Consider the following 12,686-nt stretch of genomic DNA (forward strand, 5'->3'; position numbering starts at 1 on the left):
CCGCGACGAGGTGCCGGCCTGGGATGGGGCCTCGTCGCGGCAGCGAAGGAGAAGGGTCACCTGCCACATGTCGCAAGCCACGTTACGTCATCGAAATCGGATCAGCTAACCGAACGCCCGGATCGTGGGAAGCGTCAGGACGGGGCCACCAGACTCGGCTCCGGCTGCGCGGGCGGTGCGTTCTGCCCCATCGGCTCGCCCGCCACCTCCGGGCCGGGCAGCTGCAGCGACTTCGGCCCGGCCGCCGAGCGGACCAGCTTGAGCAGGCCGAAATCGACCCGCGCGCCGGTCAGCAGGCCGTCCGCGGAATAGCAGTAGATGCCGACGTCGACCGGCTGATCCAGCGCCGCGGTCACCGAGTCGACCGCGTAGCAGGAACCCTCCACGCCGGCCAGTCGCTGCACGGGGGAGACCGCCAGCGGGGCCTTGCGATCGGTGAAGACCGGCAGCCACTGCCGGAACAGGCGCTGGACACGCGGGTCGTACCGGCGGGGGACCTTGTCGCCCTTCTCGGCCACCCGGATGCACGTCGGGCTGACCGGCGTGGTCGGCGTGTTCAGCGTGCACTGGTAGAGACCGGCCGGCACCTTGATGACGGTGACGCCCGCGGTGCCGCCGAGCGCTCCCCCCGGGATATCCACCCGCCACGTGCCGTCGTCGGCGACCGCGGCCACGATCTCCCGGCTCGATCCACCCGACTCCAGGGTGTAGAGCGCGGCGTACCGGCGGTCCAGGGCGAGCGCGGCCAGGCCGGCGAACGCGCTCCGGGCCTCGGGCGCCTCGGCGGCGGACGCCGAGGCGGAGGGCGAGGCGGGAGCGGGCTCCGGCGTGGCGTCGCTGACACCGCAACCGGCCAGGCCGGCCGTCAGCAGCGCGACGGGCAACGCGGAGGGAAGGCGCATCGCGACATTCTCGCCCCACTCGGCGCGTCGCCCGCGACACGCAAGCCTGTGAGTCACCGGCGTGTCGCGCGTGCCGGCACCCGGAATCTGGGATCGCGTGTCGAGGCCGTGCCGATGCGCGGCTAGTGTGGTGGCGACTGCCCTGACCGGCGTCGTTGTTCCGTATCGCCGAAGGAATGGTTTCGCCGTGGCTCTAGTGGTGCAGAAGTACGGTGGTTCGTCGGTAGCGAACGCTGAGCGCATCAAGCGGGTGGCCGAGCGCATCGTCGCCGCCCGGAAAGCCGGTGACGACGTCGTGGTCGTCGTCTCGGCGATGGGCGACACCACCGATGAGCTGCTCGATCTGGCCAACCAGGTGAGCCCGCTGCCACCCGGCCGTGAGCTCGACATGCTGCTCACCGCGGGCGAGCGGATCTCGATGGCGCTGCTCGCCATGGCGATCCACAACCTGGGCTATGAGGCGCGGTCGTACACCGGCTCCCAGGCCGGCGTGCTCACCACGTCGGTGCACGGCAAGGCCCGGATCATCGACGTCACCCCCGGCCGCCTGCGGACCGCGCTGGACGAGGGCGCCATCGCCATCGTCGCCGGCTTCCAGGGCGTGTCGCAGGACACCAAGGACATCACGACGCTCGGCCGCGGCGGCTCGGACACCACGGCGGTCGCCCTGGCCGCCGCGCTGCACGCGGACGTCTGCGAGATCTACACCGATGTGGACGGCGTCTTCACCGCGGACCCGCGGATCGTGCCCGACGCCAAGCACATCAAGAAGATCACGTATGAGGAGATGCTCGACCTCGCCGCCGGCGGGGCGAAGGTGCTGATGTTGCGATGCGTGGAGTATGCGCGGCGGTTCAACGTGCCGATCCACGTACGCTCGTCGTACTCGAACAAAGAAGGCACGCTGGTAACCGGCTCGATGGAGGACCCTGACGTGGAGAACGCACTGATCACCGGGGTCGCGCACGAGCGCAGCGATGCCAAGATCACGATCGTCGGTGTGCCCGACGAGCCCGGCGCGGCCGGCCGCATCTTCGAGACCGTCGCCAAGGCCGAGATCAACATCGACATGATCGTGCAGAACGTGTCGACCGAGGGCACCGGCCGCACCGACATCTCGTTCACGCTGCCGAAGGCCGACGGCCAGACCGCGATGAACGCGCTCGACAAGATCAAGGACCAGGTCAAGTTCAAGAGCCTGCTCTTCGACGACCACATCGGCAAGGTCTCCCTGGTCGGCGCGGGCATGCGCTCGCACCCGGGGGTCGCCGCCGAGTTCTTCGCCACCATCGGCGCCGCCGGCGTCAACATCGAGATGATCTCCACCTCGGAGATCCGGGTCTCGGTCGTCTGCCGTGACACCGACCTCGACACCGCGGTGCGTGCCGTGCACGCCGCGTTCGAGCTCGGCAGTAACGAGGAAGCCGTCGTCTACGGCGGGACCGGCCGGTAACCCGAGCGATGGCGCAGCCCACGCTCGCCGTCGTCGGAGCCACCGGCTCCGTCGGTACCGTCATGCTCGAATTGCTCTCGTCCCGGCGCAACGTCTGGGGCGAGATCAGGCTGCTCGCCTCGGCCCGGTCCGCCGGAAAGTCGCTGACCTGCCGCGGCGAGCGCCTGGAAGTCCGCGAGCTGACCGCCGAGTCCTTCGACGGCGTCGACGTGGCGATGTTCGACGTCCCCGACGCGGTTTCCGAGCAGTGGGCGCCGACCGCGGTCGCCCGCGGTGCGGTCGTCGTCGACAACTCGTCGGCCTTCCGGATGCGTCCCGACGTGCCCCTGGTGGTGCCCGAGGTCAACCGTGAGGACGCCGCACACCGCCCGGCCGGCATCGTGTCGAGCGCCAACTGCACGGTCGCCGCCATGATCATCGCGGTCGCGCCCCTGCACTACGAGTACGGCCTGCGCGAACTCGTCCTGGCCTCCTACCAGTCCGCGTCGGGTGCCGGCCAGATCGGCGTCGACACCCTGCACGACCAGCTGACCAAGGTGGCCGGCGACCGCCTGCTCGGTTCCCGCCCCGGCAACGTGCGCCAGGCCGTCGGCGACGACCTCGGCCCGTTCCCGGCCCCGCTCGCGCTCAACGTGGTCCCGTGGTCCGGTGACCAGGCCGACAACGGCTGGTCCTCGGAGGAGCTGAAACTCCGCAACGAGTCCCGCAAGATCCTCGGCCTGGCGGCCCTCAAGGTCTCCGCCACCTGCGTCCGCGTCCCGGTCGTCACCGGCCACTCGGTAGCCGTCCACGCCGTCTTCGCCTCCGAGGTGACCGCCGCCGGAGCCCGCCAGGTCCTCCGCAACGCCCCAGGCGTGATCCTCGTCGACGACCCGGAGGCCGGCGAGTTCCCGATGCCCATCGACGCCGTCGGCACCGACCCGTCCTGGGTCGGCCGGATCCGCCGAGCCATGGACGACCCACGGGCGTTGTCGCTCTTCATCACGGGCGACAACATGCGCAAGGGCGCGGCCCTCAACACGGTCCAGATCGCCGAGCTGCTCGCCGCCGAAATCGCCAAACGCAACCCCTGACCGCCGCCTCCGACAGTCGATCTCCCGGTGGGCGGGCCGTTCCGCTTTGCCACGCCCATCTGGTACGGGTCGGCCCGTCCCGTCGAACCACGCCGTCCCCGAGCTACCGCGCGACGTTCCCGGTGGTTCGGACCGCAGCGCGCCCGCCGGGCTGAGGCCGTTGGTCACCGTCCGGCCCTCACCCGGTCGCCGATACTCCAACTGGTCGTCAGCGCTGTTGCGCGACGCCCGAGACCGCTCTGGTGTCCAGTCGCTTTCGGGTGGCTGGTTCTCAGGGCTGTTTCGGGGGTCCGAGACCGCTCTGAGGACCAGCCGGTGACCACCGCATCAGCCCGGCGGTCGAGGTTCGGCCCGGACCACCGCCGACGTCGCGCGGGAGTCCGGGGCTGGGAACGTTCGGTGGGGCGATCCGACCCGTACCGCATCGGCGTGGTGATGCGGGAGGGATCGCCGACTGGGCCGTGAAGGGTCAGGCGGCGGCGTCGAGCTCGGCGCGGGTCAGCAGGGCTCGCAGGGTGATGCCCTCGGCGGCGAGGGCCTGGGCGCCGCCCTCCTGACGGTCGATGACGCAGAGGGCGTGATCCACGTGGGCGCCCAGTTTGCGCAGGTCGTTGGTGGAGATGACGACCTGGCCACCGGAGGTGACGACGTCCTCGACGATCAGCACGCGACGGCCGGCCACCTCGGCGCCCTCGGCCAGACGGGCGGTGCCGTACTGCTTGGCCTGCTTGCGGACGAACGCGGTGGGGAGTTTCGCGTGCCGGGCGAGTGCGGTGACCACGGCGATGCCGCCCATCTCCAGGCCGGCGAGGACCTCGGTGCCCTCCGGGATGAGGACGGCGAGGCGCTCGGCGAGCTGGTCGAGCAGGACCGGGTCGGCCTCGAACTGGTACTTGTCGAAGTATTCGGTGGCGGTGCGGCCGGAGCGGAGCGTGAACTCGCCGGTGAGGCGGCTCACGCTGCGGACCTGACGGGCGAGGTCGATGGAGTCAGTCACAAGTTCTCAGCTTGTCAGGTGGGCTGGGCCACTCGTACGGCACCCCTTGATTCGATCTCGTAAAGGCCTCGAAACGGTCACCCATTGGCGTACTTGATCTCCAGGTCGGCACAAACTATGCCTGTTTAGGGTAATTTCCGCCTAATAAGTGGCTTGTGTCCCGGAAGGATAGTTCTGTGACGCCCTTCGCGATCCTCTTCCTGCTCGCTCTCGCCGGATCGTCCTGCTTCGCCCTCGGCCGCGCGCTGGGCCGTGGTGAACGCTACGAACGTGGCTACCGCGAGGGCTTCCGCGACGGCGAGACCGGCTCTCTGGCCCGCGCCACCCGGCTCATGCAACTCAACGAGCGCCCTTCGATCGCACCCGTCGTAGAGTCGATGATCGGCCCTTATGCGGTGCCGCAGCAGATGGCCCCACGTACGGTCGGCCCACAGCTGGCTCTCTGAAACGTTGATCACGGTTGATACCATCCGGCCCGGATGACGCGGGCCGAGACCGGCCGGCGGGGAACTGTCGGGTAGGTCGGTATGGCGATGTCGGACAAGATACGCGGCGAATTCATCGATATCGTGGAGTGGCTGGACGACAGCCGTGACACGGTCGTGTGGCGCTTCCCCCGGTACCACAACGAGATCAAGATGAACGCCCGTCTCGTGGTGCGCGAATCACAGGTGGCCGTCTTCGTGAACGAGGGCACCATCGCGGACGCCTTCGGTCCCGGCACGCACACCCTGCACACTCGGAACCTTCCGGTGCTGTCCACCCTCAAAGGCTGGAAGTACGGATTCGAGTCGCCCTTCAAGGCCGAGGTGTACTTCGTCAACACTCGGCAGTTCACCGACCTGAAATGGGGAACTCAGAACCCGGTCATCGTCCGGGATCCGGAATTCGGCATGGTCCGGCTGCGCGCCCACGGGGCATATGCCCTGCGCGTCATCGACCCTCGCCGGTTCCTCACCGAATTGGTGGGCACGGATCCGGAATTCCGTACCGAAGAGGTCTCCGACTATCTCCAGCAGTTGATCGTCAGCAGGCTGACCACCGCGTTGGCCACCGCCAACGTGTCTCTGCTCGACATGGCAGCTCAACAGGAGGCCATCGGTACCCGACTCGCCGGGGACCTCGCCGAGCAACTCGCCCCGATGGGCCTGGGGATTCCGGCCGTCATCATCCGGAACATCTCGGCGCCGCCGGAGGTGGAGCAGGCGCTCGACCGACGTACACAGATGGGCATCATCGGCGACCTGCAGCGATACACCACGTTCCAGACCGCCAACGCCATCGAGGACGCGGCCCGGAACCCGGGGGCGGCCGGACTGGGCACCGGGCTGGGCGTCGGGATGCTCTTCGGTCAGCGCCTGGGCGGGGCCGTCGACGGGAGCGCCGGTCAGGTGCAGCCGCCGCCGCTACCGGTGACCCCGCAGTGGTATGTGGGTCTGGACGGAAGCCGGCGGGGCCCGTTCGACCTCGGCACCCTCGGTGTGCAGGTCGGTTCCGGCGCGATCACCCGGGAATCACTGGTGTGGCGGGCGGGAATGGGCCAGTGGGCACGGGCCGCCGACACACCTGAGCTCGCGCCCCTGTTCGCCGACACGCCACCTCCGCTGCCCCGATGACCGCCGTCGCCTCCAGTTGCCCGTCCTGCGGAGCCGGGCTGGAGATCCACCCGGACGCCGGTGTCCTGCGATGCCCGTACTGCCGACGCGAGATCCCCCTGCAGGCGCCGCCGGGCGTCTTCGGGATGCCGCAGGTCACGATCACCACGAATCGGCTGTTCACCCAGCCGGCGCCGGAGATGATCCGCCGCCAGAAGCTGATGGCGCTGATCTTCGGGGTGGGCGCGGTCGTTGCGGTGTGCGCCGTCATGATTCCGATCTTCTCGATCGCCACGTCGGGTTCATCCGTGGACGTGGAGGAGATAGCGGTCGGCGACACCGCACGGGTCGGGGTCTTCGAGGCCACGGTTCGCGGGATCGACTGCACCAGGGAGACGATCACCCAACTCGACGACCCGGCCACCACCTACGACGAGTCCTCGAGTACGGAGAAGGCCGCCGGCAAATTCTGTGCGGTCGCCTTCTCGGTGACGAACGTCGGTGAGAAGACGGACAGCTATCCGACCTACAGCATCGAGGCCACCAGCCCGACCGAGCGTGTTCTCCAGGAGAACGGCATCGCGGAGAACTATCTCACCAACACCAGTTACGTCCTCAGCGAGCCGATCGACCCGGGGAAGACCGTCGATCACCAGTTGGTCTTCGACGTCCCGGCCGACACGACCCTCGCGTATCTGCAGATCGGTGACGAACTGTCTGCGGACGCTGTCATCAAGGTGAAGTTCGCCTCGTAGCCTGGGCTCGGTCTCCGCGTTTGTGCGGAGCCCGGGCCCGGAAACAGTTCAGGGCCGGATCTCCGTTTCCGGAGACCGGCCCTCACCTGCTGCAACTGTGGTCGGGGTGGCGGGATTTGAACCCACGGCCTCTTCGTCCCGAACGAAGCGCGCTACCAAGCTGCGCCACACCCCGCTGCTGCGAGATAAATACTAGCGGAGGCCCTGGGGGCCTCCACAACCGGTATCCCCGAACAGTAAAACCGCAGGTCAGCGAGGGATCAAGGTGAGCAAGGAGGCCTCCGGGCGGCAGGCGAAGCGAATCGGCGCGGTCGGATGGGTGCCCAGGCCGGCCGAAACGTGCAGCCAGGCGTCCGAGCCGGGCCAGCGGTGCAGGCCCTTCGCCATCGAGGTGGGCAGGTCGCAGTTGGTGGTGAGGGCGCCGACACCCGGCACGCACACCTGGCCGCCGTGCGTGTGGCCGGCCAGCAGCAGGGCGAATCCGTCGGCCGCCATCGCGTCCAGGACCCGGGAGGCGGGGGTGTGCGTGACGCCGAGGTGCAGGTCGGCACCGGCGCTGACCGGGCCGGCCACCGACGGGTAGTCGTCGCGCTCGATGTGTGGATCGTCGACGCCGGCCAGCTCGATCGAGCGGCCACCGGCCTTCAGGACGGTCCGTGCATTGTTCAGATCCGCCCAGCCCGCGTCGACCAGGGCGGCGCGCAGCTCGTCGGCGGGCAGATCGACACCCTGCACATACTCCCGGTCGGGCATCAGATATTGCAGCGGGTTCTTCCAGACCGGGCCGCGGTAGTCGTTGGAGCCGAAGACGAACGCGCCGGGCACCGACAGCAGCGGATCCAGGGCGCGCAGCACACCGGGGACCGATTCCGGGTCGGACATGTTGTCGCCGGTAACGATCACCAGGTCCGGGTCGGTGCCGCCCAGCCCGGCCACCCAATCCTGCTTGCGCCGCTGGTCGGGCATCATGTGCAGGTCCGAGATGTGCAGGATGCGCAGCGGCTCGGCGTCCGGTTCGAGCACCGGGACGTCGAAGCGCCGGAGGGTGAACATGTTGCGCTCGACGAGGGCTGCGTAGGCCAGCGTCGCGGCGCCGACGGCGGACAGAGTGGCGAAGGCCGAAATAAGGGAGCGCTTACGCATGCCCGCAAGGGTAGTTTCTCCGCCATGGGAACGCTGAAAGACCGCCTGAACGAGGACCTGCACACGGCCATGAAGGCCCGGGACGAGCTGATCACGTCGACGCTGCGGATGGCCCTGTCCGCCGTCCGGACCGCCGAGGTGGCCGGTGACGAGGCCCGTGAGCTCTCCGACGACGAGGTGCTGGCCGTTCTGACCAAGGAGGCGAAGAAGCGCCGGGAGGCGGCGACCGCGTTCGCCGGTGCGGGGCGGACCGACCAGGCGGCGAAGGAGACGGCCGAGGGTGAGGTCCTCGACCGCTACCTGCCGAAGCAGCTCACCGACGCGGAGATCGCCGAGATCGTGGCACAGGCGCTGGCGGCCGGCGGCTTCAGCGGCAAGGCGCAGATGGGTCCGGCCATGAAGGCCGCTCAGGCGGCCGTTGCGGGGCGTGCGGAGGGCGGTCGGGTCGCCGCTGAGGTGCGGCGCCGGCTTTCCTGACAAAACCTTCCAGCGGTACGGGAAACGGGCGGGAGATTCGATCTCCCGCCCGTTTCCGGTGCTGTGGCTAGTTGGGCCGACCTGGCCCGTTCGGTGTTCCCGGCCCGCCGCTGGTGCCCGGAGTGGGCGTCTGGGTGGTCGGTTTGCCGTTACTGATCTGGAGGACCACCGCCCCGCCCTTGATCGTCCGGCCGGAGGGGTCGGTGCCGGCGACCGTGCCCTTCGGACAGTCGGAGTCGACCTCGGCGCCCCGGGTGACGTGGAAGCCCAGGTCCTCGAGGCGGTTGGTGGCCGACGAGACCGAGTCGCACTCCACGTTCGGGATCGAGCGCTGCTCACCGAACACGATCTTGGTGCTGCCCGGCTTCTTGAACTGCTGCTTCTCCCGGTCCTTCATGTACTCCTTGACGGTGTACTGGACGGTCGGGTTGATCACGCCGTGCTTCATCTGGTCCCGGTGGTCCGGCCAGTCCGGATTGGCCATGTAGCCCGCGACGACGATCTTCGTGGTGCCGACGATCAGCGAGGCGGTCTTCTCCGCATCGGTGGTGCCGGACTTGCCGAAGACCGGGTGGCCGACGATGCCCCGGGTGTCCGGAGCGGTGGCACCGTTGCAGGAGCCGAGCTGGGCCGAGTCGCCGACCGGGCACCGCGCGGCGTCCAGTGCGGCGCGCGCCACGTCCTTGGTGGTGGCCTGGTTGCAGAACGGCTTGCCGACGTCGATCTTCTGCCCGTCCTGCGTGCTGATCTGCTCGATCGGGGTGGGCGAGCAGTACATGCCGTCGCCGGCCAGGGTCGCGTAGGCGTTCGCCATGTCGAGCGGCGTGGAGGCGGTGACACCGAGCGAGAAGGCGCCGAACTGGTTGGCGCCACCCTTCTCGGTGGTCATGTCGGCCTCCTTCGGCTGGCGGAACTGCACGCCGAACCGCTTCGCGACGGCGATGACCTTCGCCGCACCGACCCGCTCCTGGAGCGGGATGAAGTACGTGTTGATCGAGTTCGCGAACGCGGACCACATGTTGTAGACCTTGCCGCCGCCGCCACCCGCGTTCTTCGGGCAGTAGAAGTGCCCGTTACAGGTCGCCGGGCCGGGACCCACGACATAGCCGGAGACGTACTGTTTCTCGGCCAGGATGGGATAGCTCAGCGGGTAGTTGTTCTCCAGGGCCGCGATGATCGGGAAGATCTTGAACACCGAGCCGGCCTGGTAACCGGCGATGTCGCCACCACCGCTCATCAGCGGGTTCGTCGTGTTCGGGGCCGAACCCCGGATCTTCAGCTTCGCCTTCGCCGGGTCGGACGAGATCTTGTTCTGCGGGTGATCCGGGTCGTCGAGCTTGAACTTACGGTTCGTGGCGAGCAGGCGGACCTTGCCGCTGCCCGGCTCGATGCCGGCCAGCAGCAACGCGTTCTGGCTGCTGTCGGACTGGCGCTCGGTGATCTCCCGGCGGGCGCCCGCCTGGCCCTTGAGGTCGAGGGTGGTGACCACCCGGTAGCCGCCGCTCTTGAGGCGCCGCTCCCGGTCGTAGGTGGTCGCGCCGAACGACTCCTGCTCCAGCCACCAGCGGTAGAAGAAGTCGCAGAAGAAGCCCCAGTTGTTCCGCGCCACCCAGGCGCAGCCCCGGCCGACCTGCTTGACCTTGGTCGGGACCGCCTCCTTCTTCGCCTTCTCGGCGTCCGCGGCGGAGACCGCGCCCATCTCGACCATGGCCGGGATGATGTAGGTGTTGCGGCGGTCGGTGATCAGCTCGTGGCCGCTCGGAGTGGTGGGGTTGAAGCTGCTCGGCGCCTTCACCATGCCGGCGAGCATGGCCGCCTCGGCGACGGTCAGGTCCTTCGGCTTCTTGTTGAAGTACACGTGGCTCGCGGCGAAGACACCGTAGGTCTGGTTACCGAACGGCGCGATGTTGAGGTAGCGCTCCAGGATCTGGTCCTTGGAGAGCTGCTTCGAGATCTGCAGCGCGTACTTCATTTCGGTGATCTTGCGCTTCGGGCTGTCCTCGGTCGCGTCGATCACCTCCTGCGGGTTGGTGGCCGAGTAGGCCAGCGACATCCGCACGTACTGCATGGTGAGGGTCGAGGCGCCCTGCTGTGCGCCGCCCTGGTTGTTACTCACGAACGCGCGCGCGACGCCCTTGAGGTCGACGCCGTTGTGCTCATAGAACTTGCGGTCCTCGGCGGCCAGGATGGCGGCCTGCATGTTCTTCGAGATGTCCTTCAGCGGGACGTCGCTGCGGAACTCGTCATAGAACACCGCGATCTGGGTCTTGCCGTCCGAGGCGTAGACCCGAGTGATCTGCGGGGAGCTGAATTCCTTGAGCTCACTGGGCAGACCCGCGAACGTCTGGCCGCCGGCCTTGGCCGCCAGCCCGGTCATCGCCGCGGCGGGGAATGCCGCGGCGGCCACGACTACGCCTGCCAGCAGGCCGCAGACCAGTAATGAGGTCGCGTTCGTGAAGATGTTGTGATCGCGTCTGCGAAACCAGGAGGTCACCCGAGCAGGGTACGCGAAGCATGCACGCGACCGCCTGTCCGGAAGCACCACTCCGCCCGATACGAGTGTGAGCTGTCACCCTTCTCGGCGGACCGTTTTCCCGCTTCTGCACCAAAGATACCCCCGTTCGGCCACCCTCACTTTGCCGGTATGCCCGGAACTACCGGCCTATACGTATTTGAGGGACAACGTTGCGTAATCACCCAACTACAGAGCATGATGGTGCGGCGAGACACGGACGCCGATGCAGCACGGGGGAACAGGGGCCGCATCGGCGTCAGGGGGTGAAACAAGGGGGGACGTTTACCGTGGGGATGATCAGCGACTGGCCCAGCATGGCGGCATGTCAGAGTGGCGACCCTGACGCGCTGTTCGTGCAGGGCGCCGAGCAGAACGTGGCGAAGCGGATCTGCCGCAGCTGCCCGGTCCGCTACGAGTGCCTCGCCGACGCCCTGGACAACCGCATCGAGTTCGGCGTCTGGGGAGGCATGACGGAACGGGAACGGCGGGCCCTTCTCCGCCGTCACCCGCATGTGGCGAGCTGGCGGAAGATGTTCGAGGCCGCACTGCGTGAGAAGGGCGCCGACAAGGTGCTCGTCTCCACCCGCTGATCAGGCGTGGTTCCGCCTGGCCGGTGAAGCTGCCGGTCAGGCGAGCAGCGCTCCGATCGTTCGCAGCCCGTCGACGTCGTGGACGTCGGCGGGCTGTGCTGTGACCGAGGTGGTCGGCACCGCCGGGAACGCCCCGGTGAACCCGGTCGCGACAGCCGCCTCCCGCTCGGCCTGGCGCAGCAGCCCGGCGTGGATCCGCAGCACGTCGGCGGTCGTCTGGTGATCACCCAGCTCGTCCAGCCGGTCGGCGGCGGCCTCGCTGTCGGTCGCGCTCAGCCCGGCCAGGTCGGTGTGGTGCATCCGGTTCAGCACCAGACCGGCCAGCGGCATCCGCTCGGCCACCAGCCGTTCCGCGAAGTAGGCCGCCTCCCGGATGGCGTCCCGCTCGGGCGCGGCGACCAGGAGGAAGGCGGTCTGCGGGTCCTGCAGGATCCGGTACGTCTGGTCGGCCCGCTGCCGGAAGCCGCCGAACATCGAGTCGAGTGCCGCCACGAAGCCGGACAGGTCGGTCAGCAACTGCGCGCCGAGGATTTTCTGCACGGTCTTGGAGAACAGCCCGAACGACGCGGTGACCAGGCTGAACACGCTGCGCCCACCGGTCCGGGCGGGAGCCAGGAACATCCGCAGCATCCGGCCGTCGAGGAACCGGGACAGCCGGGCCGGCGCGTCCAGGAAGTCCAGCGCCGACCGGGACGGCGGAGTGTCCACCACGATCAGGTCCCACTCGTCGCCGGCCCGCAGCTGGCCCAGCTTCTCCATCGCCATGTACTCCTGCGTGCCCGAGAAGGTCGAGCTCATGGCCTGGTAGAACGGGTTGGCGAAGATCTCCCGAGCGCGTTTCGGCGTGGTGTGCTGCTCGACCACCTCGTCGAAGGTGCGCTTCATGTCCAGCATCATGGCGTGCAGCTCGCCGCCGGCCCGTTCGGCGACGATGCCCTTGACCTGCCGGGGTGTGTTGTCCAGCTCGGTCAGGCCCATCGACTGGGCGAGCCGCCGGGCCGGGTCGATGGTGAGCACCACCGTGCGACGGCCGTGCACCTCGGCGGCCCGCAGGCCGAGAGCCGCGGCCGTGGTCGTCTTGCCCACCCCGCCGGCCCCGCAGCAGACCACGATGCGGATGGACGGGTCGGCCAGCAGGCCGTCGACGTCGAGCCGTGGAGCCGTCAATTCAGCCACCATTTCAGCG

The 12,686-nt window shown here is 68.6% G+C and carries 12 protein-coding genes and 1 tRNA gene; 7 read left to right on the plus strand and 6 right to left on the minus strand.

From position 1 onward, the window contains the following. Positions 1-134: 134 nt before the first annotated feature. On the minus strand, positions 135-902 hold the full coding sequence (locus tag Q0Z83_RS45225) for a hypothetical protein (protein WP_317789702.1): 768 nt from the start codon (positions 900-902) through the stop codon (positions 135-137). Between the two features lie 187 nt (positions 903-1,089). Between Q0Z83_RS45225 and Q0Z83_RS45230 the strand changes: the two genes are divergently transcribed. Beyond that, the gene (locus tag Q0Z83_RS45230) at positions 1,090-2,355 is read left to right on the plus strand and encodes an aspartate kinase (protein WP_317789703.1); all 1,266 of its coding nucleotides are present in this window, start codon (positions 1,090-1,092) and stop codon (positions 2,353-2,355) included. An 8-nt stretch (positions 2,356-2,363) separates the two neighbouring features. Next, complete coding sequence (locus Q0Z83_RS45235; RefSeq protein ID WP_317789704.1) at positions 2,364-3,428, plus strand: aspartate-semialdehyde dehydrogenase; 1,065 nt, start codon at positions 2,364-2,366, stop codon at positions 3,426-3,428. Positions 3,429-3,897: 469 nt separating this feature from the next. On the opposite strand, the gene pyrE is transcribed toward Q0Z83_RS45235, so the two are convergent. Then, positions 3,898-4,425: an orotate phosphoribosyltransferase gene (gene pyrE / locus Q0Z83_RS45240; protein WP_317789706.1), complete on the minus strand. Its 528-nt coding sequence runs from the start codon at positions 4,423-4,425 to the stop codon at positions 3,898-3,900. Positions 4,426-4,601: 176 nt separating this feature from the next. Between pyrE and Q0Z83_RS45245 the strand changes: the two genes are divergently transcribed. The 3 genes from Q0Z83_RS45245 (at position 4,602) to Q0Z83_RS45255 (ending at position 6,775) form a co-directional block, all read left to right on the plus strand. Continuing rightward, the gene (locus Q0Z83_RS45245; RefSeq protein WP_317789707.1) at positions 4,602-4,871 is read left to right on the plus strand and encodes a hypothetical protein; all 270 of its coding nucleotides are present in this window, start codon (positions 4,602-4,604) and stop codon (positions 4,869-4,871) included. Between the two features lie 87 nt (positions 4,872-4,958). Further along, positions 4,959-6,041: an SPFH domain-containing protein gene (locus Q0Z83_RS45250; RefSeq protein ID WP_317789708.1), complete on the plus strand. Its 1,083-nt coding sequence runs from the start codon at positions 4,959-4,961 to the stop codon at positions 6,039-6,041. Further along, a complete protein-coding gene (locus Q0Z83_RS45255) occupies positions 6,038-6,775 on the plus strand; it encodes a DUF4352 domain-containing protein (protein ID WP_317789709.1) in 738 nt (245 codons plus the stop codon). Before Q0Z83_RS45250 ends, Q0Z83_RS45255 begins: the two co-directional genes overlap by 4 nt. Positions 6,776-6,873: 98 nt before the next feature. Here the strand turns inward: Q0Z83_RS45255 and Q0Z83_RS45260 are convergent. Together Q0Z83_RS45260 and Q0Z83_RS45265 are read right to left on the minus strand one after the other, a co-directional pair. Further along, a tRNA-Pro gene (locus Q0Z83_RS45260) sits at positions 6,874-6,950 on the minus strand. Positions 6,951-7,024: 74 nt separating this feature from the next. Beyond that, positions 7,025-7,918 (minus strand): metallophosphoesterase, encoded by an 894-nt coding sequence (locus Q0Z83_RS45265; protein ID WP_317789710.1) that lies wholly within the window; start codon positions 7,916-7,918, stop codon positions 7,025-7,027. Between the two features lie 24 nt (positions 7,919-7,942). Between Q0Z83_RS45265 and Q0Z83_RS45270 the strand changes: the two genes are divergently transcribed. Then, the gene (locus Q0Z83_RS45270) at positions 7,943-8,395 is read left to right on the plus strand and encodes a GatB/YqeY domain-containing protein (protein WP_317789711.1); all 453 of its coding nucleotides are present in this window, start codon (positions 7,943-7,945) and stop codon (positions 8,393-8,395) included. A 67-nt stretch (positions 8,396-8,462) separates the two neighbouring features. Here Q0Z83_RS45270 and Q0Z83_RS45275 read toward each other — a convergent pair whose 3' ends face one another. Then, positions 8,463-10,889, minus strand: a complete 2,427-nt coding sequence (locus Q0Z83_RS45275) for a transglycosylase domain-containing protein (RefSeq protein ID WP_317789713.1) — start codon at positions 10,887-10,889, stop codon at positions 8,463-8,465. A gap of 308 nt (positions 10,890-11,197) precedes the next feature. Here Q0Z83_RS45275 and Q0Z83_RS45280 point away from each other — a divergent pair, with 308 nt between their 5' ends. Further along, positions 11,198-11,500, plus strand: a complete 303-nt coding sequence (locus Q0Z83_RS45280; RefSeq protein WP_041832981.1) for a WhiB family transcriptional regulator — start codon at positions 11,198-11,200, stop codon at positions 11,498-11,500. A 36-nt stretch (positions 11,501-11,536) separates the two neighbouring features. Here the strand turns inward: Q0Z83_RS45280 and Q0Z83_RS45285 are convergent, their stop codons facing one another. Next, the gene (locus Q0Z83_RS45285) at positions 11,537-12,679 is read right to left on the minus strand and encodes an ArsA family ATPase (RefSeq protein WP_317789715.1); all 1,143 of its coding nucleotides are present in this window, start codon (positions 12,677-12,679) and stop codon (positions 11,537-11,539) included. Between the last annotated feature and the right edge of the window lie 7 nt (positions 12,680-12,686).

The organism is Actinoplanes sichuanensis, assembly GCF_033097365.1.
Classification (GTDB): domain Bacteria; phylum Actinomycetota; class Actinomycetes; order Mycobacteriales; family Micromonosporaceae; genus Actinoplanes; species Actinoplanes sichuanensis.